This window comes from Methylophilus sp., from assembly GCF_052173275.1.
Taxonomy (GTDB): Bacteria; Pseudomonadota; Gammaproteobacteria; order Burkholderiales; family Methylophilaceae; genus Methylophilus.
On record NZ_JBQMUL010000002.1, the window covers coordinates 517,074 to 542,203 of the forward strand.

A 25,130-nucleotide genomic window follows, 5' to 3' on the forward strand; every position below is an offset into this window, starting at 1 on the left:
TTGTACTGTCCTTAATATCTACTAATGTTCAAAGAGATTATTTAGCTTGCTTGATGGCTTTGACAGGACCTTTACGCGTACGCGCATTGGTCTTGGTACGCTGTCCGCGCACTGGCAAACCGCGACGATGGCGGATACCACGATAGCAACCCAGATCCATCAAACGCTTGATGTTCATGGTTACTTCACGGCGCAAGTCACCTTCTACAGTGAATTTCGCAACTTCGTCACGCAACTTTTCCACTTCAGCATCGTTCAGGTCTTTCACCTTCGCTGTCGTCAATACACCAGCGGCTGCACAGATCTTCTGCGCAGTATTACGGCCAATACCGTAAATCGATGTTAAAGCGATTTCTGCATGTTTGTGGTTTGGGATATTCACCCCGGCAATACGAGCCATACTTAAACTCCAATAATCAATCGTTCATCACGATTAAACTTGTGCGTAGAAAAGAAAAGCCGCATATTATATCAGCCAATCCAGACCCTCACAAGAAATTGTTATACCAATTAACCTTGACGTTGTTTATGACGTGGGTCTGTACAAATAACACGAACAACACCGCGACGTCTTACCACTTTACAGTTACGGCACAATGCTTTAACTGATGCGCGAACTCTCATCTTATTTCCTTTAGTTAATTCACTTACTTTGTGCGGAATGTTTATTCACGCACGGGTTAAATCATTTAGCACAATCTTTGCAGCTACCCTGCAGGGCTGACTACAAATCTAGCGACCAGATCCTTTAAAATTTGCTTTTTTGAGCAAACCTTCATATTGCTGAGACATCAGGTGTGATTGCACCTGCGTCATAAAGTCCATGGTGACCACAACAATAATCAGCAATGACGTTCCACCAAAATAAAACGGTGTATTAAATTTCAACACCAGGAATTCCGGCAATAAACAAACCAGTGTGATGTACAACGCACCGATCAGTGTCAAACGTCCCATAATTCTGTCGATATACTTCGCTGTTTGATCACCAGGACGAATACCCGGTACAAAAGCACCACTTTTCTTCAGATTATCTGCCGTTTCTTTGGGATTAAACACCAAAGCCGTGTAGAAGAACGCAAAGAACAGAATCGCGGCTGCAAACAACAAAATATACAATGGCTGACCTGGTGACAGTTTGGCACTGACATCCTTCAACCAATACATATGCTCACTACTTCCAAACCAACCGGCGAGGGTGGCAGGGAACAAAATAATACTTGAAGCGAAGATCGGTGGAATCACACCAGACATATTCAACTTCAACGGCAGGTGGGTAGATTGACCACCGTAAATACGATTACCTACCTGACGCTTGGCGTAATTGACCGTAATCTTGCGTTGTCCACGCTCAACGAACACCACCAAAGCCGTTACCAAAATCACTGCCACAAACAGGAAGATCACTAATGGAATAGAGAACGCGCCTGTTTTTGCCAAATCTAAAGTACTACCAATCGCATGTGGCAAACCAGCCACAATACCGGCAAAAATGATAATAGAAATACCGTTACCAATGCCGCGCTCGGTGATCTGCTCACCAAGCCACATCAAAAACATGGTGCCAGCGACCAGTGTAGTCACCGCAGTGATGCGGAAAGCCAAACCTGGATCAAGCACTAGGCCAGCCTGTCCTTCCAGCGCAATGGCAATGCCTAGCGCCTGGAAAGTCGCCAGCAACACAGTGCCGTAGCGTGTGTATTTGGTAATTTGACGACGGCCTGCTTCACCTTCTTTTTTCAGTTGCTCTAACTGTGGTGAAACCACAGTCAGCAACTGCATGATGATGGAAGCTGAAATGTAAGGCATGATCCCTAGGGCAAACACGGTGAACCGTGATAATGCACCGCCAGAGAACATGTTGAACATGCCCAGAATGCCATCCTTTTGTGTGTCGAATAATTGCTTCAACACAGTAGGGTCAATGCCTGGCACTGGAATATGAGCACCGAGTCGATAAACGATCAATGCTCCCAACAAGAACCACAAACGGGCTTTTAATTCGCCAAGTTTGCCTACGGAACTTAAAATATTATCCTGTGCCAAGCTGATACTCTCTTATGACAACAATTAAACTTCGAGTACTTTGCCGCCAGCAGATTCGATGGCTGCTTTAGCACCTTTAGTCAACAACAAGCCTTGAACCTGTACTTTAGCAGTGACATCACCAGACAAATACACTTTGACTGATTTGACAGAAGCTGGGACCAGTTTGGCTGCTTTAAGAGCCAAAATATCAATCACTTCAACATCAACCAAAGACAATTCGCTAGTACGGATGCGGGCTGTATCAGCATGCGTCAAAGAATTGAAACCACGTTTAGGCAAACGACGTTGCAAAGGCATTTGACCGCCTTCAAAACCTACTTTGTGGAAACCACCGGCACGTGACTTTTGACCTTTGTGACCACGGCCACCAGTTTTACCCAAACCGGAGCCAATGCCACGACCTAAACGACGACGTTCCTTTTTAGCGCCTTCTGCAGGCTTAATCGTGTTCAATTGCATTATGCTTCAACCTTTAAAAGATAGCTTACAGCATTGATCATGCCGCGGATTTCAGGCGTATCTTGCACTTCAACTGTGTGGTGCATACGACGCAGACCCAAGCCACGTACTGTCGCTTTATGCGCTTCAATACGGCCAATCAAACTTCTTACTAACGTTACTTTCAAGTTAGCGTTTTCTTTTTTCGCTTTAGCCATGATTAACCTCTGATTTCTTCTAAGGTCTTACCACGTTTAGCAGCAATTTCAGCTGGTGTGTTCATGGAAGCCAGACCGTTCAAGGTTGCACGCACCAGATTGTAAGGGTTGGAAGAACCAAGACTCTTAGCAATCACGTTTGTGATACCCATCACTTCAAAAATAGCGCGCATCGTGCCACCAGCAATAATACCGGTACCTTCAGCGGCAGGCAGGATCAGCACTTTAGCAGCACCGTGTACACCGGTAACTCTATGATGCAAAGTGCCATTCTTCAAATTTACTTTTACCATACTGCGGCGGGCTTCATCCATGGCCTTTTGTACAGCCACTGGCACTTCACGTGCTTTACCTTTACCCATACCCACAGTGCCGTCACCATCACCAACCACGGTCAATGCAGCGAAGCTCATGATACGACCACCCTTAACCGTTTTACTTACACGGTTAACAGTAATCATTTTTTCACGCAAACCGTCTGTTTGCTGCTGTTCAAAATCTTTAGCCATTATTCATCTCACCCATTAGAATTTGAGACCATGTTCACGGGCAGCGTCAGCCAAAGCTTTAATACGACCGTGATACTTGTAGCCTGAACGATCAAAAGCAACGTCAGTGATGCCTGCTTTTACAGCTTTTTCAGCGATACGTTTGCCAATCAAGGTTGCAGCTTCGATGTTGCCACCATTTTTCAGTTGTTGACGCACTTCCGCCTCAACGGTAGATGCACTCGCCAATACGCGATCACCGGTTTCTGTGATGATCTGTGCATAAATGTTTGTATTGGTGCGATGTACACTCAAACGTGTCACTTTTAACTCGGCGATTTTGGCACGGGTTTTACGTGCTCTGCGCAATCGGTTATTAACGTTTTTCATTGAATTTACCTTTAATATTGATTCACTGTTCAGGCTATTGCTAGCCTAGAAGTGCTTTACTTATTTCTTCTTGGTCTCTTTAATGACAACCACTTCATCCGCATAACGCACGCCTTTGCCTTTATATGGCTCAGGAGCACGGTAACCACGGATCTGAGCCGCGACTTGGCCAAGCACTTGCTTGTTCGCACCAGTCAACACAACTTCTGTTGGAGTTGGTGTTTGCACGGTCACGCCTTCAGGCATTTTGTGGTTGATAGGATGTGAGTAACCTAATTCCAGGTTCAATGTTGAACCCTGGGCATTGGCTTTGTAACCCACACCAATCAGTGTCAATTTACGGGTAAAACCAGCTGAAACACCCAGCACCATATTTGCCAGCAAGGCTCGTATGGTTCCAGACATTGCTCGCGCATGCTGTGTTTCATTGTTGGCTTTCACCAACAACTGTTCACCATCACGTGTCACAGAGATATCTGATGACAACGCTTGGTTTAATTTACCCAAAGGACCACTTACTGCGATCGCAGCAGGTGAGATCACGACTTCTACCTTGGCAGGAATCGCAACCGGATTTTTAGCAACACGTGACATATCAAATTCCCCTTAGGCCACGATGCACAAAACTTCACCACCGATACCGGCAGCTTGTGCTTTACGATCAGTCATTACACCTTTTGAGGTAGAAACGATGGTTACACCCAATCCGTTCATCACTCGAGGAATGTTTTGACTACCTTTATATATACGCAAACCTGGCTTAGATACACGCTCGATCTTCTCAATAACTGGACGACCAGCATAGTACTTCAGGCTGATGTTCAAAACAGGCTTACCTTCATTGTCTTGAACGTTGAAATCTTCAATGTAACCTTCATCTTTCAGTACGTTTGCAATGGCGCCTTTAACTTTAGACGCAGGCATTGAAACTGATGGCTTATTCGTACGTTGCGCGTTACGAATACGGGTCAACATATCGGCAATCGGATCACTCATACTCATGTTCTATTCCTCCGTTACCAGCTGGCCTTGGTGACACCTGGTACATGACCAGCCATCATCAACTTACGCAACTCATTACGTGCGATACCAAATTTACTGAACACACCACGTGGACGACCAGTCAATGCACAACGATTACGTGTACGCACCGGGCTGGAATTACGTGGCAAACTTTGCAATTTTGAACGTGCAGCGAAACGATCTTCAACGCTTGCAGACTGGTTGTTAATGATTTCAACCAATTCAGCACGTTTGGCTGCATATTTTTTTACGGTTTCGCGACGCTTTTGCTCGCGCTCTGTCATACATACTTTTGCCATGACTTAACCTCTAAATGGGAAACTAAATGCAGCCAACAGTGCTTTTGCTTCTTCATCTGTTTGAGCTGTCGTGGTAATGGTGATGTTCATTCCGCGCAGAGCATCGATCTTGTCGTATTCGATTTCCGGGAAAATGATCTGTTCTTTAACACCCATGTTGTAGTTACCACGGCCATCAAAGGACTTGCCTGAAATACCACGGAAGTCACGAATACGTGGGATAGCCACTGTAATCAGACGGTCCAGGAATTCATACATACGCTCACGGCGCAATGTGACTTTACATCCAACAGGATAGTCATCACGGATCTTAAACGCAGCAACAGACTTTTTAGCCTTAGTCACGATAGGTTTTTGACCAGCAATTTTTTCCATATCGGAAACTGCGTTTTCCATGACTTTCTTATCAGCCACTGCTTCGCCAACACCCATGTTCAGGGTGATTTTTTCGATACGTGGCACCTGCATTGAGGAGGAATAACCAAATTGTTCTGTCAATTTGGAAACCACTGTATCTTTATAGTATTGTTTTAAACGTGCCATATGTATTCCTATGCGTCGATTGACTCGCCGCTAGATTTGTAAACACGAATCTTGCGACCATCTTCGAGTACCTTAAAACCAACACGATCAGCTTTTTTAGTTGCAGCGTTATAAAGCGCCACATTAGAAATGTCCAAAGGCATTTCCTTGCTGATGATGCCACCAGTAACACCACGCATAGGGTTAGGGCGAGTGTGCTTTTTTACCACATTCAAGCCTTCCACCACTACATGGCCGGTTGGCAAGACGTTTAAAACAGTACCTGTTTTACCTGCGTCTTTACCTGTATTCAAAATGACTTGGTCACCTTTGCGAATTTTGCTCATTTATCGTCTCCCGCCTATTACAGCACTTCAGGCGCTAATGAAACGATCTTCATGAAGCGCTCACTGCGCAACTCACGTGTCACCGGGCCAAAAATACGTGTGCCAATTGGCTCAAGCTTGTTATTCAACAAGACTGCAGCATTGGCATCGAATTTAACTAAAGAACCATCTGGGCGACGCACACCTTTAGCGGTACGCACAACCACAGCGTTATAGATTTCACCTTTTTTGACGCGACCACGCGGGGCAGCATCTTTGATGCTGACCTTGATGATGTCGCCAATGCTGGCATAACGACGCTTGGAACCACCCAAGACTTTGATACACTGCACGGAACGCGCACCAGTGTTGTCGGCTACTTCCAGCCGAGATTGCATTTGAATCATGAGAAATAATCTCCAACTTAATCCGTTATAACCACTACCAGCCGCTGCTTTGAACTTTCATTCAAGAACATTTTTCGGCCAATAGACCACGGTCAGTATTGGGGTGCCAGCTACATGCCATCTAAGGCGGACACCGAAAAGTCCAACATTATACAACCAAAAAAACGCTTATGACAAGCGCTTTTCCAGTTTTATATTTTGAAGCCTTATTTAGCTTCGATTTTGCTTACTACCCAAGACTTGGTCTTGGAGTATGGGCGTGATTCAGTGATCGTAACCAGATCGCCTTCCTGGCATGCATTACTTTCGTCATGCGCATGGAATTTGTTTGATTTAGAAACCACTTTACCAATCAGAGGGTGTTTAACTTTACGCTCGACAAGCACAGTCACGGTTTTATCCATTTTGTTGCTTACCACGCGACCAGTCAAACTGCGTACAACTTTCGCTTTTTCAGTCATCATGCCTGTTTCGCCTTCTCAGCCAGCACGGTCTTCACGCGAGCTACATCTTTGCGCACTTTACCCAGCTGATCTACTTTGTTCAATTGTTGAGTCGCCAATTGCATGCGCAGTGAAAACTGTGCGCGACGCAATTCAACCAACTCGGTGTTCAGCTCTTCAGCTGATTTTGCTCGAAATTCTGAAGCTTTCATTTCACTACTCCTTAACTGCCGATTTGACGGGTCATGAATGTAGTTTCAATTGGCAGCTTGGCAGCAGCCAGTTTGAAAGCTTCGCGAGCCAACTCTTCGCTCACGCCATCCATCTCGTACAACATTTTGCCTGGCTGAATTTGAGCGATGTAGTAGTCCACGCTACCTTTACCATTACCCATACGTACTTCAGCAGGTTTTTTGGAGATTGGCTGATCAGGAAACACACGGATCCAAACGCGGCCACCACGTTTAATGTGACGAGTCATCACACGACGTGCAGCTTCAATCTGGCGTGCGGTCAAACGACCACGACCAATCGCTTTTAAACCAAATTCACCAAAGCTTACCTTGTTACCAGTAGTCGCAATACCTTTATTGCGACCCTTTTGCATCTTGCGGTATTTCTGTCTAGCTGGTTGCAGCATCTTTAGCCCTCGGCTTTCTTACTTTTTTCTCTGGCTCAGCATCGGCAACAGCAGCATTTGCAGCGGCGTTATCACCAAAAATCTCACCTTTGAATACCCAAACTTTAATCCCGATAATACCGTAGGTGGTAGAAGCTTCTGCCACACCGTAGTCGATATCAGCACGCAGTGTATGGAGAGGCACGCGGCCTTCACGATACCACTCAGTACGCGCGATCTCGATACCGTTCAAACGACCGGAACTCATGATCTTGATGCCTTGTGCGCCCAAACGCATTGCGTTTTGCATCGCACGTTTCATGGCACGACGGAACATCACGCGTTTTTCCAATTGCTGAGCAATGGATTGTGCGATCAATGTTGCATCTAATTCTGGCTTACGCACTTCTTCAATGTTCAGGTGAACAGGCACGCCCATCAAACCTTGCAGTGAAGAACGTAAAGACTCGATGTCTTCACCTTTTTTACCAATCACAACACCTGGACGGGCACTGTGGATGGTGATTTTTGCGTTTTTAGCCGGACGCTCGATGATGATCTTGCTCACAGCAGCGCTAGCCAGTTTCTTATTCAAGAACTCGCGCACTTTAATGTCGCCTTGCAACATCGCAGGGAAGTTCTGGCTATTTGAGTACCAACGTGACGCCCAGTTTTTCTGAACGCTCAAACGGAACCCAATTGGATGAATTTTCTGTCCCATATTATTCCTTTGAGTCACCGACCGTCACATGAATGTGACATGTTGGTTTCGTAATACGACCAGCGCGACCTTTTGCACGTGCACGGATACGTTTCATGACAATACCTTTATCAACGTAGATTGAAGTCACCTTCAATGCGTCAATATCAGCCCCATTGTTATGCTCGGCATTGGCAATCGCAGACAACACGACTTTTTTGATAATCTCTGCACCACGCTTAGGCGTGAATGCAAGGATATTCAAAGCGTGATCTACTTTTTTGCCACGAACCAAGTCGGCCACCAAACGCGCTTTTTGCGGAGAAAGGTGTACGCCTTTTAAAATTGCAGTAACTTGCATATCAGCCCCTTACTTCTTCGCTTTTTTATCAGCCGCGTGCCCTTTGAATGTGCGGGTTAACGCAAATTCGCCAAGCTTGTGACCAACCATGTTTTCAGAAATCAACACAGGCACATGTTGTCTACCGTTGTGCACTGCGATGGTTAAACCAATAAAGTCTGGCAATACAGTCGAACGACGAGACCAAGTTTTGATTGGTTTTCTATCGCGGTTCGCTGACGCAGTTTCGACTTTTTTAGCCAAGTGAGCGTCCACAAATGGACCTTTTTTAATAGAACGTGCCATGGCGATTACCTTACATTTCTCGGACGACGACTTACGCGCATGTTATCAGTACGCTTATTCTTACGTGTACGATAACCCTTAGTTTTCTGACCCCATGGTGAAACTGGGTTCATACCTGCAGCAGTACGGCCTTCACCACCACCGTGCGGGTGATCAACCGGGTTCATCACCACACCACGTACGGTTGGGCGGACACCGCGCCAACGCATCGCACCGGCTTTACCGATAGAACGCAATGAATGCTCTTCGTTACCCACTTCACCCAAGGTTGCCTTGCAATCAACGTGTACACGGCGAACTTCACCGGAGCGCAAACGCAACTGAGCGTAAGCACCTTCACGTGCCAGCAACTGGACTGAAGTACCGGCTGAACGTGCAATTTGCGCGCCTTTGCCTGGCTGGATCTCGATACAATGAATCGTGCTACCGACTGGGATGTTGCGCAAAGGCAATGCATTACCAGCACGGATAGGCGCTTCAGAACCGCTCACCAGTTGCGCACCGGCAGCAATGCCACGTGGCGCAATGATGTAACGACGCTCACCATCCGCATAGCACAGCAACGCGATGTTGGCTGTACGGTTTGGATCGTACTCGATACGCTCTACAGTTGCAGGAATACCATCCTTGTTACGACGGAAGTCGATCACACGGTAGTGCTGCTTATGACCACCACCTTGGTGACGGGTTGTAATGCGGCCGTTGTTATTACGACCAGCATTTTTACTTTGACTTTCCAACAGCGGCGCGTAAGGCTTACCTTTGTGCAAATCAGGTGTGACAACCTTCAATACACCACGACGACCGGGGGAAGTTGGTTTGACTTTAACTAATGCCATGTCTTCTCTCCTTATTCGCCAGCTGCAAAGTTAATTTCTTGACCTGGCTTCAGGCTAACGTAAGCCTTCTTCCAGTCACTACGCTTACCAGTACGACGGCCAGCACGCTTCACTTTACCTGCAACGTTAATCACAGATACAGAAGCCACTTCGACCTTGAAAACCAATTCAACAGCAGCCTTGATTTCTGGCTTGGTTGCATCGGTACGCACTTTAAAAGCAATTTGCTGATGCTTGTCAGCAATGAACGTTGCCTTCTCGGTAATTTGTGGTGCCAAAATCACTTGCAATAAACGATCTTGAGTTTTGGTTGCTGCGGTAATCATGCCAAGATCTCCTCAAGTTTTTTCACTGCACCAGCAGTGACCAAAACGTTAGGGAAACGCACCAGGCTGACCGGGTCAGCAAATTGCGCTTCAACTACCAAAACGTTTGGAAGGTTACGGGAAGACAAGTACAAATTCTCATCAAAACCATCGATCAATACCAACACACCACCGTCTACACCCAGCGCATTGATTTTTTGTACCAATTGTTTTGTTTTTGGTGTGTCGATCGTAAATGTATCAACCACTTTCAAACGATCCTGACGAACCAACTCAGACAAGATAGTCTGCATGCCAGCACGGTAAGCCTTACGGTTTACTTTGTGGCTGTAGTTTTCATTAGGGCTGTTAGGGAATGCACGACCACCTCCGCGCCAGATCGGGCTGGAAGTCATACCAGCACGAGCGTTACCAGTACCCTTTTGCGCATATGGCTTGTGGGTAGTGTGGGCAACGGTAGCACGTGTTTTTTGTGCACGAGTCGCTGTACGGGCGTTGGCCATGTAAGCAACAACAACTTCGTGTACCAGGGACTCGTTAAATTCACGACCGAAAGTCACGTCAGACGCATCAACGCCTTTTTTCGCAACTTTGCCGTTCAGATCAATCAGCTTCAATTCCATTATGCAGCCCCTTTCGCTTTGATGGCTGGACGTACAACAACATTGCCACCTTTGGAGCCAGGCACGGAACCTTTAATCAATAACAGATTACGCTCAACGTCAACACGAACGATTTCCAGGTTTTGAGTAGTGACTTTAACATCACCCAAATGACCAGGCATGCGCTTACCAGGGAATACTCGACCCGGATCCTGCGCCATACCGATAGAACCTGGTACGTTATGTGAACGGGAGTTACCGTGAGAAGCACGGTTAGAGGAGAAGTTATGACGCTTGATCGCACCGGCAAAACCTTTACCGATGGATGTACCTGTCACGTCTACCAACTGACCTACGGAGAAAATATCAACAGTGACATTTCCACCGACCTGGAAGTTAGCAAGAACGTCTTCAACCACATTGAATTCTTTGATACCAGCACCAGCAGTTACGCCAGCTTTGGCAAAGTGTCCAGTCAACGCTTTGTTGATACGGCTAGCACGACGCTCACCGTATGCAACTTGCAGGCCTGTATAGCCATCAGTTGCAACTGTCTTTACTTGTGTCACGCGGTTAGGAATCACTTCCAGCACTGTTACAGGAACGCTTGCGCCTTCTTCTGTAAAAATGCGGGTCATGCCCACCTTGCGACCAATAAGCCCTAAGCTCATGATCAGTTCCTTATAATAGTTTAAAGTGGACGATTACAATTGACCGTCCACCGAAGAGCGCGGATTATACCGAACTATTCTTGATTTGACAATAGCCTTCAACTTGAAGGCCAAAGTCGAGAATGACAAACTTTTAAATTAAAGCTTGATTTCTACATCCACACCAGCTGGCAGATCCAGCTTCATCAATGCATCTACAGTTTTGTCTGTAGGATCCACGATGTCCATCAAACGCTGATGGGTACGGATTTCAAACTGGTCACGTGAAGTTTTGTTCACGTGTGGCGAACGCAGAATATCAAAGCGCTCAATACGTGTTGGCAATGGCACTGGACCTTTAACAACTGCACCAGTACGTTTCGCTGTATCCACGATTTCCAAAGCAGATTGGTCGATCAAACGATAGTCAAATGCTTTCAGACGGATACGGATTTTTTGAGCTGCCATGTTTTTTCCTTTAAAAAGAGCAAAAGCGACAGGAATATCCTGTCGCTTGTTTAGTCAATCAATTATTCGATGATTTTGGCAACAACGCCAGCACCAACGGTACGGCCACCTTCACGGATAGCGAAGCGCAAGCCGTCTTCCATCGCGATAGGCGCAATCAGCGCTACTGAGATAGATACGTTATCACCTGGCATCACCATTTCGGTACCTGCTGGCAATTCAACTGCACCAGTCACGTCAGTCGTACGGAAGTAGAACTGTGGACGGTAGCCGTTGAAGAATGGTGTATGACGACCACCTTCATCTTTACCCAGCACGTAGATCTCTGCTGTGAACTTGGTGTGTGGCTTGATAGAACCTGATTTGGACAATACTTGACCACGTTCAACTTCTTCACGCTTGGTACCGCGCAACAGTACACCCACGTTGTCGCCTGCCTGACCTTGGTCCAGCAGTTTACGGAACATTTCAACACCGGTACATGTTGTTTTCAGTGTTGGCTTGATACCTACGATTTCGATTTCGTCGCCGACTTTAACAATACCGCGCTCGATACGGCCAGTCACTACAGTACCACGACCAGAGATAGAGAATACGTCTTCTACTGGCATCAGGAAGGTACCGTCGATAGCACGCTCAGGCGTTGGGATGTAGCTGTCTAATGCGTCAGCCAATGCGAAGATGGCTGGTTCGCCGATCTCTGATTGGTCGCCTTCAAGGGCCAGTTTTGCTGAGCCTTTGATGATCGGGGTGTCGTCACCTGGGAAGTCATATTTAGACAACAGGTCACGCACTTCCATTTCAACCAGTTCCAGCAACTCAGCGTCATCTACCATGTCAGCTTTGTTCAGGAATACAACGATGTATGGTACGCCAACCTGGCGAGCCAACAGGATGTGTTCACGTGTTTGTGGCATTGGGCCGTCAGCAGCTGAACATACCAGGATCGCGCCATCCATCTGGGCAGCACCGGTAATCATGTTCTTAACGTAGTCAGCGTGACCTGGACAGTCAACGTGTGCGTAGTGACGTGCTGCTGTCTCGTACTCAACGTGCGCTGTGTTGATCGTGATACCACGTGCTTTTTCTTCTGGCGCCGCGTCAATTTGATCGTAAGCCTTCGCTTCACCACCAAATTTCTTAGTCAATACAGTGGTAATAGCCGCTGTCAGGGTTGTCTTACCGTGGTCAACGTGACCAATCGTACCAACGTTCACGTGTGGCTTGGTACGTTCAAATTTGCCTTTTGCCATGATGTTTTCCTTTTAATTAAATCTGTATTAAATCAATTATTTTTTGTTGATGATTGCTTCAGCAACGTTTTTCGGTGCGTCGGAATAATGCTTGAATTCCATGCTGTAAGTTGCACGGCCTTGTGACAAGGAACGTACCACAGTGGAGTAACCAAACATTTCTGACAATGGCACTTCAGCTTTAATCGCTTTGCCACCACCAGGCATGTCATCCATGCCCTGGATGATACCGCGGCGTGAAGACAAGTCACCCATGACGTCACCCATGTAATCTTCAGGTGTTTCAACTTCTACTGCCATCATAGGCTCAAGCAAGACTGGATCTGCTTTACGCATACCATCTTTAAAGCCGATAGAAGCCGCCATTTTAAATGCGTTTTCGTTCGAGTCAACGTCGTGGTATGAACCATCAAACAAGGTGACTTTCACGTCGACTACCGGGAAACCAGCCAACACACCGGCAGGAATCGTTTCACGCAAGCCTTTTTCAACCGCAGGAATAAATTCACGCGGCACGGTACCACCTTTGATCTGGTCAACGAACTCAAAGCCTTTACCAGCTTCGTTAGGTTCCATTTTGAGCCATACGTGACCGTACTGACCTTTACCACCGGATTGCTTAACGAACTTGCCTTCGACTTCGACTGATTTGCGGATCGCTTCACGGTATGCCACTTGCGGTGCACCAACGTTAGCTTCAACGTTGAATTCACGACGCATACGGTCTACCAGGATTTCCAGGTGCAACTCACCCATACCGGAAATAATCGTTTGGCCAGATTCTTCATCTGAACGCACGCGGAATGATGGATCTTCCTGCGCCAGACGACCCAGCGCCAGACCCATTTTTTCCTGGTCACTCTTGGTTTTTGGTTCCACGGCCACGTGAATCACTGGCTCAGGGAAAATCATGCGCTCAAGAATGATAGGCTTGTCCGGTGAACACAAAGATTCACCAGTTGTAACGTCTTTCAAGCCGATACAGGCGGCGATGTCGCCAGCCAAAACCTCTTCAACTTCTTCACGGTTGTTGGCGTGCATCTGTACGATACGGCCGATACGCTCTTTTTTGTTCTTGATAGAGTTAAGAACAGTATCACCCTTGTTCAGCACACCAGAGTAAACGCGGATAAACGTCAATTGACCAACGAACGGATCCGTCATCAATTTAAATGCCAGGGCAGAGAATCCTTCTTTGTCGTCAGCTTTACGGCTGGCAGGCTTGCCGTAGTCATCTTCACCGGTCACATCATCAATATCGATCGGTGATGGCAGGAAATCAACAACCGCATCCAGCATACGCTGCACGCCTTTGTTTTTAAATGCTGAACCACACAGCATCGGCTGGATTTCACCAGCGATGGTACGTGTACGCAGACCCAGAACGATGTCTTTCTCTTCCAGCTCGCCGCTTTCGAGGTATTTGTTCATCAAGTCTTCACTGGCTTCAGCAGCTGACTCAACCATTTGCTCGCGCCATTTGTTGGCAGTCTCGACCAGATCAGCAGGAATGTCACCATAAGTGAATTTCATGCCTTGAGAAGCCTCATCCCAGATGATGGCTTTCATTTTCAGCAGATCAACCACACCTGCGAAAGTATCTTCGCGGCCAATAGGGATCACCACTGGCACTGGGTTCGCGCGCAAACGCGTTTTCATTTGGTCTACGACTTTGAAGAAATCGGCACCGGAACGGTCCATTTTGTTCACAAAGGCCAGACGTGGCACTTTGTACTTGTTGGCCTGACGCCAAACAGTTTCAGATTGCGGCTGTACGCCACCCACTGCACAGTACACCATGCAGGCACCATCCAGCACACGCATGGAGCGCTCTACCTCAATGGTAAAGTCCACGTGTCCCGGGGTATCAATAATGTTGAATCGATGCTCAGGCAAGGAAAGGTCCATACCTTTCCAGAAACAGGTCGTTGCTGCAGAAGTAATGGTAATACCACGCTCCTGCTCTTGCTCCATCCAGTCCATAGTGGCTGCACCATCGTGCACCTCACCAATTTTATGGTTCACACCTGTGTAGAACAGAATACGTTCTGTAGTGGTTGTTTTACCTGCATCAATGTGCGCAGAAATACCAATATTCCGGTAGCGTTCAATAGGGGTTTTGCGTGCCACGATAGTTTACCTTTGCTATCAATTCAACTAATTATTAAAGAACGAGGTCGTTTAATTAAAAACGGAAGTGTGAGAAAGCTTTGTTAGCTTCTGCCATACGGTGAACTTCTTCACGCTTTTTCATTGCTGAACCACGGCCTTCTGAAGCTTCGATCAGCTCAGCTGCCAAACGCAGACCCATAGACTTCTCGCCCCGCTTGCGGGCTGCATCACGCAACCAGCGCATAGCCAGCGCACTACGGCGGCTTGGGCGCACTTCAACAGGCACCTGGTAGTTTGCACCACCAACACGGCGGCTTTTCACTTCAACGACAGGACGCAGATTATTCAACGCTGTGGTGAATAATTCCAGCGGGTCCTTACCGCTCTTGCTGGCCACCTGATCAAAGGCACCGTAAATGATGCGCTCGGCAACAGATTTTTTACCACCTGTCATCAGCACATTTACAAATTTGGACACTTCCTGGCTACCAAATTTTGGATCCGGCAAGATAATACGTTTGGGGACTTCTCTACGTCTTGGCATAACATTCTCTTTTCAATTAAATTTTTGCTAGCAATGACACTCGCAAGGCATTTCAGCCGCTTTAAAAAATGGGAAAAACTCGTGCAAACGCTTAATAGATTAAGCTTTAGCCTCTTTAGGACGCTTGGCACCGTATTTGGAACGTGACTGTTTACGGTCTTTCACACCAGCCGTATCCAAACTACCACGCACCATGTGGTAACGCACACCTGGCAAATCTTTTACACGACCGCCGCGCAGCAATACAACGCTATGCTCTTGCAGGTTGTGGCCTTCACCGCCGATGTAGCTAATTACTTCGTAGCCATTGGTCAAACGCACCTTGGCAACTTTACGTAACGCAGAGTTTGGTTTTTTTGGAGTTGTTGTGTATACACGGGTACACACACCACGCTTCTGTGGGCAAGCTTCCAAAGCTGGAACCTTGCTCTTTGTAACCACTTTAACGCGTGGTTTACGTACTAACTGATTAATGGTTGGCATTGCCTTAACCTCTTCACCTTTTTTAAGAACCACCAATTTGAGCAGGAAGACTCAGCTTTGGTGGCATATCAACAATAATGCCTTATTGAGACAATAAGGCCATTCTGAGAAACCCAGCATTTTAGTAAATGAGTCAAGGGGTGTCAAGCATTATTCATGCGAGACACCCCTTGAAAACAGGGACAACAGTGATCGAATTACTCGGCTGTGTTGTCGTCTGCTGCAGTCTCTTCTACCACGACTTCTGGTGCAAACATTGCTTCAGCGGCCAACATGGCTTGTGATGGCTCTGCCACGTTTGGTGTCAGTGACGCCACTGCTGCGCGCTTGCGGGACTCGTGATAAGCCAGGCCGGTACCGGCTGGAATCAAGCGACCCACGATCACGTTTTCTTTCAGGCCACGCAGATCGTCGCGTTTGCCCAAAATAGCTGCTTCGGTCAATACACGGGTGGTTTCCTGGAAGGAAGCCGCCGAGATGAACGAATCGGTAGACAGCGAAGCTTTGGTAATACCCAGCAACACGTACTCAAAAGTAGACGGACGCTTGTCTTCAGCTACTACGCGTTCGTTTTCTGTCAACAGATCTGCACGCTCGACTTGTTCACCGGTAATGAAACCAGTATCACCAGCATCCGTTACACGTACACGACGCAACATCTGACGCACAATCACTTCAATATGCTTGTCATTGATCTTCACGCCTTGCAAGCGATACACGTCTTGCACTTCGTCGATGATGTAACGAGCCAATGCCTCGCGACCTTGCAGACGCAAGATATCTTGTGGATCAGCCGGGCCGTCAACAATAGACTCACCCTTAGTCACCACTTGACCATCATGCGCAGTCACGTGCTTGTCTTTCGCAATCAGGAACTCGCTGGTAATACCATCCAGATCCGTGATCACTAAACGCTGTTTGCCTTTGGTGTCTTTACCGAACGAAACAGTACCTGTCACCTCAGCCAGCATGCCGGCATCTTTTGGTGAACGCGCTTCGAACAGTTCGGCTACACGTGGCAGACCACCGGTAATATCACGGGTTTTGGAAGATTCTTGCGGGATACGTGCCAGCACTTCACCCACGCCAACTTCCTGACCATCTTTCACCGTAATAATGCAACCCAACTGGAAGGTCACGTTCACTGGTGTATCTGTACCAGCGACTTTCACTTCCACACCGTTAGCATCCAGCAATTTCACTTGTGGACGCAGACCTTTGGACTGGCCAGCACGCTGTTTAGGATCGATCACCACCAGTGATGACAAACCGGTCACTTCATCGACCTGCTTGGCAACGGTCACGCCTTCTTCAACGTTCTCGAATTTCACATGGCCAGCGTACTCGGTAATGATCGGACGGGTATGCGGATCCCATGTTGCCAATGCCTGGCCGGCTTTCACTGTTTTACCATCAGTGATGGTCAGTGTCGCACCGTAAGGCACTTTATGGCGTTCACGTTCACGGCCATTGTCTTCAGAGATCACCACTTCACCATTACGTGAAATCACGATCTGCTCGTTACGTGAGTTAGTCACATAGCGCATGGTTGACGTAAAGCCAGCCACACCGTTGGACTTACTTTCTACCTGAGACACAGAAGCTGCACGCGATACCGCACCACCGATGTGGAAGGTACGCATGGTCAACTGGGTACCCGGTTCACCAATGGATTGCGCCGCGATCACACCGACAGATTCACCGATACTGATCAGCTTGCCGCGACCCAGGTCACGACCGTAACACTTGGCACAAATACCGTAGCGGGTGTCACAAGTCAGTGCAGTACGCACTTTGACTTCATCAATACCCAGGGCATCGATTTTTTCAACTTCGTCTTCACCCAGCAATGTACCAGCCGCGTAAACCACTTCCTGTGTTTCAGGATGCAATACATCCAGCGCCGCAGTACGGCCCAGGATACGGTCATGCAATGGCTCAACCACTTCACCGCCTTTAACCAGCGCTTTAGTCACCAAACCATCAACAGTACCGCAATCGATCTGTGTCACGACCAGATCCTGTGTCACGTCTACCAGACGGCGTGTCAGGTAACCTGAGTTAGCCGTTTTCAATGCCGTATCAGCCAAGCCTTTACGTGCACCGTGGGTAGAAATAAAGTACTGCAATACATTCAGGCCATCACGGAAGTTCGCCTTAATCGGCGTTTCAATAATGGAGCCATCCGGTTTCGCCATCAGGCCACGCATACCAGCCAGCTGACGTACCTGCGCCGCAGAACCACGGGCACCGGAGTCGGCCATCATGTAAATCGCGTTAAACGATTCCTGACGTACAGCCTTGCCGTCTTTCATCACAACGTTGCCATCAGCGTCTTTTACATCTTCTTCGCGCAACTGTTTCATCATGGCGTCTGCCACTTTGTCACCGGCACGGCCCCAGATATCGACCACTTTGTTGTAACGCTCACCTTGTGTCACCAGACCGGAGACATACTGGTCTTCAATCTCTTTCACTTCAGCGTCAGCAGCAGCAATCAATTGCTCTTTCTCTGGCGGCACCAACATATCGTTGATGCTGATAGAGATACCTGCTTTAGTCGCGTAGGAGTAACCGGTGTACATCAGTTTATCAGCAAAAATCACTGTCTCGCGGATGCCCACTTTACGGAAGCTGGCGTTGATCAGGCGTGAAATCTCTTTCTTTTTCAATGCCTTGTCGATGTAACTGTATGGCAAGCCAGGTGGCAGGATCTCAGACAGCAATGCACGACCAACCGTTGTATTGTAGCGATTGATTTTTTCGGTTTTCTCACCGGCAACATCCAGTTCAAATTCCTTGATACGCACAGTCACTCTGGCATGCAGATCAATCAGACCCTGGTCGTACACACGCTGTACTTCCTTGATGTCACTGAAAATCATGCCTTCGCCGCGTGCAGATACTTTCTCGCGGGTCATGTAGTACAGACCCAACACGATATCCTGTGACGGCACAATGATAGGTTCGCCGTTGGCTGGAGACAGCACGTTGTTAGACGCCAGCATCAATGTGCGGGCTTCCATCTGTGCTTCCAGGCTCAATGGTACGTGTACCGCCATCTGGTCACCGTCAAAGTCGGCGTTAAAGGCTGAACACACCAATGGGTGCAACTGGATCGCTTTACCTTCAATCAACACTGGCTCAAACGCCTGGATACCCAGACGGTGCAGTGTAGGCGCACGGTTCAACAATACCGGATGCTCACGAATCACGTCTTCAAGGATATCCCAGACTTCTGGTCCTTCCTCTTCAACTTTCTTCTTCGCCGCTTTAATGGTTGTTGCCAAACCTAATACTTCCAGTTTGTGGAAGATGAATGGTTTGAACAGTTCCAGCGCCATTTTCTTAGGCAGGCCGCATTGGTGCAATTTCAATTGCGGGCCAACCACAATCACGGAACGACCGGAGTAGTCCACGCGTTTACCCAGCAAGTTCTGACGGAAACGACCGCCCTTACCTTTGATCATGTCAGCCAGTGATTTCAGCGGACGCTTGTTAGCACCCGTCATCACTTTACCGCGACGGCCGTTATCCAGCAGTGAATCCACTGCTTCTTGCAGCATACGTTTTTCGTTACGGACGATGATTTCCGGTGCTTTCAACTCTAACAAACGCTTCAAGCGGTTGTTACGGTTGATCACGCGGCGATACAGATCGTTCAGGTCAGACGTAGCGAAACGGCCACCGTCCAGTGGGACCAATGGACGCAATTCTGGCGGCAATACCGGCAGGATTTCCAGGATCATCCACTCTGGTTTGATGCCAGATTTCTGGAACGCTTCCAGCACTTTCAGGCGCTTGGCGATCTTTTTGATCTTGGCTTCTGAACCAGTCGCAGACAATTCGCTGCGCAAGGTTTCGATTTCCCGGTTGATGTCCATCGTGCGCAACAGCTCACGGATTGCTTCAGCACCCATGACGGCGTTGAATTCATCACCGTATTCTTCTACCTTGGCGATGTAATCATCTTCAGTCAGCAACTGACCACGTGTCAGTGGTGTCATGCCTGGGTCGATCACGATGAATGCTTCAAAGTACAGCACACGTTCGATGTCACGCAGGGCGATATCCAGCACCATACCCAAGCGGCTAGGCAGGGATTTCAGGAACCAGATATGCGCAACTGGTGAAGCCAGCTCAATGTGGCCCATACGTTCACGACGCACTTTGCTCAGTGTGACTTCAACGCCACACTTCTCACAAATCACGCCACGGTGCTTCAGACGTTTGTATTTACCGCACAAACACTCGTAATCTTTGATAGGGCCAAAGATCTTGGAGCAGAACAAACCGTCCCGCTCAGGTTTGAAGGTACGGTAGTTGATGGTTTCTGGCTTTTTCACTTCGCCATAAGACCATGAGCGGATTTTTTCAGGTGAAGCCAGCGCGATCTTAATCGCGTCAAACTCTTCTTCTTGCGTAACCTGCTTAAATAAATCTAATAACGCTTTCATAGAGACTCTCCTTAATGGCGGGAATTAGTTACGGTCCAAATCGATATCAATAGCCAGTGAACGGATTTCTTTCACCAACACATTGAATGATTCAGGCATACCCGCATCAATTTTGTGCTCACCCTTGACGATGTTTTCGTACACTTTGGTACGACCATTCACGTCATCCGATTTCACAGTCAACATCTCTTGCAAGGTGTATGACGCACCATACGCTTCCAGTGCCCAAACCTCCATCTCACCGAAACGCTGGCCACCGAATTGTGCTTTACCGCCCAATGGTTGCTGTGTCACCAGACTGTAAGGCCCGGTAGAACGTGCGTGCATCTTGTCATCGACCAAGTGATGCAGTTTCAGCACGTGCATGTAACCCACAGTGACCGGACGCTCGAAAGCATCACCGGTGCGGCCATCAAACAGTTTGACCTGTGTTTTACCTGCGTGGAACTGCAGTTTCTGGGTATGTTCATCATCGTCCGGGAAAGCCAGGTCCAGCATGGCTTTAATATCGGATTCAGCAGCGCCGTCAAACACTGGCGTTGCAAATGGCACACCGTGTTTCAGGTTAGTTGCCAGGTCAATCACTTCAACATCTGTCAGGCCGGCAATGTCTTCTTTCTTGCCAGTGCTGCTGTTGTAGATCTTATCCAGGAAGCCACGGATCTCTGCGACTTTGGCTTCTGCTTGCAACATATCGCCCAGGCGCTTGCCCAGGCCTTTAGCAGCCCAACCCAGATGCGTTTCCAGAATCTGGCCGATGTTCATCCGTGAAGGAACGCCCAATGGGTTCAACACGATGTCCAATGGCGTACCATCGGCCATGTGTGGCATGTCTTCAACCGGACAAATTTTGGAGATCACACCCTTGTTACCGTGACGACCCGCCATTTTGTCACCAGGCTGGATACGACGTTTTACTGCCAGGTAGACTTTGACCATTTTCTGAACGCCAGGTGGCAATTCGTCACCTTGAGTCAGTTTACGCTTCTTCTCTTCGAACTTGTTGTCGAACTCGACGCGTGCCTGGCTGAGGCTGTCTTTCAACTGCTCCAGCTGACGAGCCGCTTCTTCGTCATTCAAACGGATATCAAACCAGTCATAACGACCAACAGTTTCCAGATACTCGGCAGTAACGCTGTCGCCTTTTTTCAGCTTGTTAGGGCCGCCAGTTGCCGCTTTACCTGTCAGCAAACGGCTGATACGGCCAAACGCGTCATCTTCAACAATACGCATCTGGTCGCCCAGATCTTTTTTGTAGTGAGACAGCTGGTCATCAATGATTTGCTGGGCACGGGTATCGCGGTCTATGCCTTCACGCGTGAACACTTGCACGTCGATCACAGTACCTGTCATGCCAGAAGGCACGCGCAGGGATGTGTCTTTCACGTCTGAGGCTTTTTCACCGAAAATCGCACGCAGCAATTTTTCTTCCGGCGTCAGCGTTGTTTCACCTTTTGGTGTCACTTTACCAACCAGTACGTCACCGGCTTCCACTTCAGCACCGATGTAGATGATACCGGAGTCATCCAGACGGCCCAGCATACGCTCGGACAGGTTGGAAATATCACGGGTAATCTCTTCAGGTCCCAGTTTGGTATCACGTGCCACGACTGACAGCTCTTCAATATGAATTGAAGTGTAACGGTCATCCGCCACCACGCGCTCGGAGATCAGGATCGAGTCTTCGTAGTTATAGCCGTTCCAAGGCATAAAGCCTACCAGCATGTTCTGACCCAGAGCCAATTCACCCATGTCAGTGGACGCGCCATCCGCAACTACGTCACCGCGAGCGATGACATCACCCACTTTGACCAACGGACGCTGGTTGATGTTGGTGTTCTGGTTAGAACGTGTGTACTTGGTCAGGTTGTAGATATCAACACCGACTTCATCCGCTTGTGCTTCAGCATCGTGTACACGGATCACAATACGGCCTGAATCGACGTAATCGACGATACCGCCACGACGGGAAGTAACGACAGTACCCGAGTCAATGGCAACCGTACGCTCAATACCGGTACCTACCACGGCTTTTTCAGCACGCAGACAAGGTACGGCCTGACGTTGCATGTTTGCGCCCATCAATGCACGGTTCGCATCATCGTGTTCCAGGAAAGGAATCAATGAAGCCGCTACAGACACGATCTGTCCTGGCGCCACGTCCATGTACTGCACGCGCTCTGGCTGCGTCATGGTGAATTCATTGTGGAAACGCGCAGAGATCAAATCTTCTTTAAAGCTGCCATCTTTCGCCACTTCCGTGTTTGCCTGGGCAATCACGTACTGGCTTTCTTCAATCGCAGACAGGAAGTTGATCTGAGCACTGACTTTGTTGCCTTCAACCAAGCGATATGGCGTCTCTAGGAAACCATAATCATTGGTACGTGCATACAGGGCCAGAGAGTTAATCAAACCAATGTTTGGACCTTCTGGCGTTTCGATAGGACATACGCGGCCATAGTGGGTGGTATGTACGTCACGCACCTCAAAACCGGCACGTTCACGTGTCAAACCACCAGGGCCCAGGGCTGAGATACGGCGTTTATGCGTAATCTCGGACAATGGGTTAGTCTGATCCATAAACTGTGACAACTGGCTGGAGCCGAAGAACTCACGGATCGCGCTAGAGACTGGTTTGGCGTTGATCAAATCATGCGGCATCAGGTTTTCTGATTCTGCCTGTGACAAACGCTCTTTCACGGCACGCTCAACACGCACCAGACCGGCACGGAACTGGTTCTCAGCCAATTCACCGACTGAACGAATACGACGGTTACCCAGGTGATCAATATCGTCGATCTCGCCGCGACCATTGCGCAACTCGATCAGCACGCCGATCACAGCCAGGATGTCTTCGTTAGACAACACATTAGCACCGGTATCGCCTTGTGCGCCAACGTTTTCGTAAAAACGGCGGATCCAGGCAGCAGAACGGTCTTCCAGCTTGGTTGGGTAAGCACGACGGTTAAACTTCATGCGGCCAACCACTGACAGGTCATACCTGTCTTCAGAGAAGAACAGGCCATTGAACAGGGCTTGCACTGCATCTTCGGTCGGTGGCTCACCAGGACGCATCATGCGGTAAATCGCCACGCGTGCGCTGTACTGGTCAGGGATCTCATCACTGCGCAATGTTTGCGAAATGAAATCACCGTGATCCAGGTCATTGGTGTAAATGGTATCGACTTCGCTGATTTTGGCAGCGACTAATTTTTCCAGTAACGCTGGTGTGATTTCGTCGTTGGCATTCGCAATCAACTCACCACTTTCGGTGTCGATGATATTTCTGGCAACCGCGCGACCCATAATAAAGTCGGTTGGCACAGCCATGGCTTTAATGCCGGCTTTTTCAATATCACGGATGTGTTTTACCGTTACGCGCTTGTCTTTAGCGACCAGCACGGTGCCGTCTTTATCGGCAATATCAAATTTTGCAACTTCGCCACGCAGGCGATCAGCCACCAACTCGAATTCCAGACCTTTAGGGCCGATATGGAAAGTGTCAGTGTCGTGGAATGTTTCCAGGATCTGTTCCGGGTTGTAGCCCAATGCCTTCAACAGGATAGTCACTGGCATTTTGCGGCGACGGTCAACGCGGAAATACAGGTAATCTTTAGGGTCAAACTCAAAGTCTAACCATGAACCACGGTAAGGAATGATACGTGCCGAGAACAGCAACTTGCCTGAGCTGTGGGTTTTACCACGGTCGTGCTCAAAGAACACCCCCGGGCTACGGTGTAACTGGGACACGATCACGCGCTCAGTACCGTTGATCACAAAAGAACCATTTTCGGTCATGAGTGGCAATTCACCCATGTACACTTCTTGTTCTTTGACTTCTTTAACCGTCGGCTTGGAAGCTTCACGGTCCATAATGGTCAGGCGTACTTTCACGCGCAACGGCACAGCATAAGTCAGGCCACGTTGTTGACATTCTTTGACGTCAAACGGCTCTGCACCTAACTGGTAGCTGACATAATCCAGACGCGCATTCTCTGAATGGCTGACGATAGGGAAAATGGAACGGAAAGTTGATTCCAGACCCTGGTCTTTACGTTGGTCTACTGCGACATTTTCTTGCAGGAATGATTTGTAGGACTCCAACTGCATAGCCAGCAGATAAGGAACCTCTTGAACACTGTCGCGCTTGGCAAAGCTTTTGCGGATGCGTTTCTTTTCGGTAAAGGAATAGCTCATAGCGTCTCCTGAGATTTTGAGGGTAGAAGACAAAACACTTTTCATCCACTGCAATGTTTTGATTTCTAACTTCGTATTAAAAACAGCCACTTAGATAAAGTTAAATGCGGCCACAACACTACTTTTACAACACCTGCACTGACAATTACAGCTAATCAATAATCTGCAACGCCAGAAACGGCGAAGGCCGACGGTTGCCCGTCAGCCCAGCCATCAGCACAATGATGAATTATTTCAATTCAGCAGTCGCGCCAGCTTCGATCAATTTCTTGATAGCAGCTTCAGCGTCAGCTTTGCTTACGCCTTCTTTAACTGCTTTAGGTGCACCGTCAACGACGTCTTTAGCTTCTTTCAAGCCCAGACCAGTCAATTCACGCACAGCTTTAATCACGCTAACTTTGTTGTCGCCAGCGCTGTTCAAGATCACGTTGAACTCAGTTTGCTCAGCAGCAGCAGGTGCAGCAGCACCGGCAGCAGCGCCACCAGCAACTGCAACAGCAGCAGCAGAAACGCCAAACTTCTCTTCGATTTCTTTGATGAATGCGGTCAGCTCTAATACGGTCTTGCTACCAATTGCATCCAAAATATCAGCATTTGAAATTGCCATGATAATAATTTCCTAAAATAAATT

The 25,130-nt window shown here is 48.2% G+C and carries 31 protein-coding genes; all 31 read right to left on the reverse strand.

What is annotated here, in order from left to right:
* Nucleotides 1-37 precede the first annotated feature (37 nt).
* Nucleotides 38-400 (reverse strand): 30S ribosomal protein S13, encoded by a 363-nt coding sequence (gene rpsM / locus ACTS9Y_RS03960; RefSeq protein WP_442584709.1) that lies wholly within the window; start codon nucleotides 398-400, stop codon nucleotides 38-40.
* Between the two features lie 110 nt (nucleotides 401-510).
* The gene (gene rpmJ / locus ACTS9Y_RS03965) at nucleotides 511-624 is read right to left on the reverse strand and encodes a 50S ribosomal protein L36 (RefSeq protein WP_325241676.1); all 114 of its coding nucleotides are present in this window, start codon (nucleotides 622-624) and stop codon (nucleotides 511-513) included.
* Nucleotides 625-732: 108 nt separating this feature from the next.
* Nucleotides 733-2,046, reverse strand: coding sequence for a preprotein translocase subunit SecY (secY, locus tag ACTS9Y_RS03970; protein ID WP_379032474.1), 1,314 nt, complete (start codon nucleotides 2,044-2,046; stop codon nucleotides 733-735).
* A 24-nt stretch (nucleotides 2,047-2,070) separates the two neighbouring features.
* Nucleotides 2,071-2,508 (reverse strand): 50S ribosomal protein L15, encoded by a 438-nt coding sequence (gene rplO / locus ACTS9Y_RS03975; RefSeq protein WP_442584710.1) that lies wholly within the window; start codon nucleotides 2,506-2,508, stop codon nucleotides 2,071-2,073.
* Complete coding sequence (gene rpmD / locus ACTS9Y_RS03980) at nucleotides 2,508-2,705, reverse strand: 50S ribosomal protein L30 (RefSeq protein ID WP_325241244.1); 198 nt, start codon at nucleotides 2,703-2,705, stop codon at nucleotides 2,508-2,510. The genes rplO and rpmD overlap by 1 nt, the downstream gene beginning before the upstream one ends.
* Before the next feature lie 2 nt (nucleotides 2,706-2,707).
* Nucleotides 2,708-3,214 carry a 30S ribosomal protein S5 gene (gene rpsE, locus ACTS9Y_RS03985; protein WP_325241246.1) on the reverse strand — a complete coding sequence of 169 codons (507 nt, stop codon included), beginning with the start codon at nucleotides 3,212-3,214 and terminating at the stop codon, nucleotides 2,708-2,710.
* 15 nt (nucleotides 3,215-3,229) lie between these two features.
* Nucleotides 3,230-3,583, reverse strand: coding sequence for a 50S ribosomal protein L18 (gene rplR, locus ACTS9Y_RS03990; RefSeq protein ID WP_055827104.1), 354 nt, complete (start codon nucleotides 3,581-3,583; stop codon nucleotides 3,230-3,232).
* Nucleotides 3,584-3,643: 60 nt separating this feature from the next.
* Complete coding sequence (gene rplF / locus ACTS9Y_RS03995; RefSeq protein ID WP_442584711.1) at nucleotides 3,644-4,177, reverse strand: 50S ribosomal protein L6; 534 nt, start codon at nucleotides 4,175-4,177, stop codon at nucleotides 3,644-3,646.
* A gap of 12 nt (nucleotides 4,178-4,189) precedes the next feature.
* A complete protein-coding gene (rpsH, locus tag ACTS9Y_RS04000; RefSeq protein WP_379032485.1) occupies nucleotides 4,190-4,585 on the reverse strand; it encodes a 30S ribosomal protein S8 in 396 nt (131 codons plus the stop codon).
* 14 nt (nucleotides 4,586-4,599) lie between these two features.
* Nucleotides 4,600-4,905 carry a 30S ribosomal protein S14 gene (gene rpsN / locus ACTS9Y_RS04005; protein ID WP_379032487.1) on the reverse strand — a complete coding sequence of 102 codons (306 nt, stop codon included), beginning with the start codon at nucleotides 4,903-4,905 and terminating at the stop codon, nucleotides 4,600-4,602.
* Nucleotides 4,906-4,908: 3 nt separating this feature from the next.
* Nucleotides 4,909-5,448, reverse strand: coding sequence for a 50S ribosomal protein L5 (rplE, locus tag ACTS9Y_RS04010; protein ID WP_442584712.1), 540 nt, complete (start codon nucleotides 5,446-5,448; stop codon nucleotides 4,909-4,911).
* A gap of 8 nt (nucleotides 5,449-5,456) precedes the next feature.
* Complete coding sequence (rplX, locus tag ACTS9Y_RS04015; RefSeq protein ID WP_379032492.1) at nucleotides 5,457-5,774, reverse strand: 50S ribosomal protein L24; 318 nt, start codon at nucleotides 5,772-5,774, stop codon at nucleotides 5,457-5,459.
* Between the two features lie 17 nt (nucleotides 5,775-5,791).
* Nucleotides 5,792-6,160 carry a 50S ribosomal protein L14 gene (gene rplN, locus ACTS9Y_RS04020; RefSeq protein ID WP_019881229.1) on the reverse strand — a complete coding sequence of 123 codons (369 nt, stop codon included), beginning with the start codon at nucleotides 6,158-6,160 and terminating at the stop codon, nucleotides 5,792-5,794.
* Between the two features lie 206 nt (nucleotides 6,161-6,366).
* A complete protein-coding gene (gene rpsQ / locus ACTS9Y_RS04025; protein WP_082488120.1) occupies nucleotides 6,367-6,624 on the reverse strand; it encodes a 30S ribosomal protein S17 in 258 nt (85 codons plus the stop codon).
* A complete protein-coding gene (gene rpmC / locus ACTS9Y_RS04030) occupies nucleotides 6,621-6,815 on the reverse strand; it encodes a 50S ribosomal protein L29 (protein ID WP_379057011.1) in 195 nt (64 codons plus the stop codon). The genes rpsQ and rpmC overlap by 4 nt, the downstream gene beginning before the upstream one ends.
* A gap of 11 nt (nucleotides 6,816-6,826) precedes the next feature.
* Complete coding sequence (gene rplP, locus ACTS9Y_RS04035) at nucleotides 6,827-7,243, reverse strand: 50S ribosomal protein L16 (RefSeq protein WP_055827127.1); 417 nt, start codon at nucleotides 7,241-7,243, stop codon at nucleotides 6,827-6,829.
* Nucleotides 7,227-7,943, reverse strand: coding sequence for a 30S ribosomal protein S3 (gene rpsC, locus ACTS9Y_RS04040; protein ID WP_379057012.1), 717 nt, complete (start codon nucleotides 7,941-7,943; stop codon nucleotides 7,227-7,229). The genes rplP and rpsC overlap by 17 nt, the downstream gene beginning before the upstream one ends.
* A 1-nt stretch (nucleotide 7,944) precedes the next feature.
* Complete coding sequence (gene rplV, locus ACTS9Y_RS04045; RefSeq protein ID WP_442584713.1) at nucleotides 7,945-8,283, reverse strand: 50S ribosomal protein L22; 339 nt, start codon at nucleotides 8,281-8,283, stop codon at nucleotides 7,945-7,947.
* Nucleotides 8,284-8,292: 9 nt separating this feature from the next.
* Nucleotides 8,293-8,568 (reverse strand): 30S ribosomal protein S19, encoded by a 276-nt coding sequence (gene rpsS, locus ACTS9Y_RS04050; protein WP_091472934.1) that lies wholly within the window; start codon nucleotides 8,566-8,568, stop codon nucleotides 8,293-8,295.
* Nucleotides 8,569-8,573: 5 nt separating this feature from the next.
* Nucleotides 8,574-9,407, reverse strand: coding sequence for a 50S ribosomal protein L2 (gene rplB, locus ACTS9Y_RS04055; protein WP_325241270.1), 834 nt, complete (start codon nucleotides 9,405-9,407; stop codon nucleotides 8,574-8,576).
* Nucleotides 9,408-9,418: 11 nt separating this feature from the next.
* Nucleotides 9,419-9,733, reverse strand: a complete 315-nt coding sequence (gene rplW / locus ACTS9Y_RS04060; RefSeq protein WP_055827143.1) for a 50S ribosomal protein L23 — start codon at nucleotides 9,731-9,733, stop codon at nucleotides 9,419-9,421.
* On the reverse strand, nucleotides 9,730-10,356 hold the full coding sequence (gene rplD, locus ACTS9Y_RS04065; RefSeq protein WP_325241274.1) for a 50S ribosomal protein L4: 627 nt from the start codon (nucleotides 10,354-10,356) through the stop codon (nucleotides 9,730-9,732). The genes rplW and rplD overlap by 4 nt, the downstream gene beginning before the upstream one ends.
* Complete coding sequence (gene rplC / locus ACTS9Y_RS04070; protein WP_442584714.1) at nucleotides 10,356-11,006, reverse strand: 50S ribosomal protein L3; 651 nt, start codon at nucleotides 11,004-11,006, stop codon at nucleotides 10,356-10,358. Before rplC ends, rplD begins: the two co-directional genes overlap by 1 nt.
* Before the next feature lie 138 nt (nucleotides 11,007-11,144).
* Nucleotides 11,145-11,453 carry a 30S ribosomal protein S10 gene (gene rpsJ / locus ACTS9Y_RS04075; RefSeq protein WP_018986280.1) on the reverse strand — a complete coding sequence of 103 codons (309 nt, stop codon included), beginning with the start codon at nucleotides 11,451-11,453 and terminating at the stop codon, nucleotides 11,145-11,147.
* A gap of 62 nt (nucleotides 11,454-11,515) precedes the next feature.
* Nucleotides 11,516-12,706 (reverse strand): elongation factor Tu, encoded by a 1,191-nt coding sequence (gene tuf / locus ACTS9Y_RS04080; protein ID WP_442584715.1) that lies wholly within the window; start codon nucleotides 12,704-12,706, stop codon nucleotides 11,516-11,518.
* Nucleotides 12,707-12,742: 36 nt separating this feature from the next.
* On the reverse strand, nucleotides 12,743-14,836 hold the full coding sequence (fusA, locus tag ACTS9Y_RS04085; RefSeq protein WP_442584716.1) for an elongation factor G: 2,094 nt from the start codon (nucleotides 14,834-14,836) through the stop codon (nucleotides 12,743-12,745).
* Between the two features lie 55 nt (nucleotides 14,837-14,891).
* Nucleotides 14,892-15,362: a 30S ribosomal protein S7 gene (rpsG, locus tag ACTS9Y_RS04090; RefSeq protein ID WP_019881216.1), complete on the reverse strand. Its 471-nt coding sequence runs from the start codon at nucleotides 15,360-15,362 to the stop codon at nucleotides 14,892-14,894.
* A gap of 99 nt (nucleotides 15,363-15,461) precedes the next feature.
* Nucleotides 15,462-15,845 (reverse strand): 30S ribosomal protein S12, encoded by a 384-nt coding sequence (gene rpsL, locus ACTS9Y_RS04095; RefSeq protein ID WP_018987692.1) that lies wholly within the window; start codon nucleotides 15,843-15,845, stop codon nucleotides 15,462-15,464.
* A 197-nt stretch (nucleotides 15,846-16,042) separates the two neighbouring features.
* On the reverse strand, nucleotides 16,043-20,302 hold the full coding sequence (rpoC, locus tag ACTS9Y_RS04100; protein ID WP_442584717.1) for a DNA-directed RNA polymerase subunit beta': 4,260 nt from the start codon (nucleotides 20,300-20,302) through the stop codon (nucleotides 16,043-16,045).
* Between the two features lie 24 nt (nucleotides 20,303-20,326).
* Nucleotides 20,327-24,499 (reverse strand): DNA-directed RNA polymerase subunit beta, encoded by a 4,173-nt coding sequence (rpoB, locus tag ACTS9Y_RS04105; protein ID WP_442584718.1) that lies wholly within the window; start codon nucleotides 24,497-24,499, stop codon nucleotides 20,327-20,329.
* A 229-nt stretch (nucleotides 24,500-24,728) separates the two neighbouring features.
* Complete coding sequence (rplL, locus tag ACTS9Y_RS04110; protein ID WP_442584719.1) at nucleotides 24,729-25,106, reverse strand: 50S ribosomal protein L7/L12; 378 nt, start codon at nucleotides 25,104-25,106, stop codon at nucleotides 24,729-24,731.
* Nucleotides 25,107-25,130: the final 24 nt, after the last annotated feature.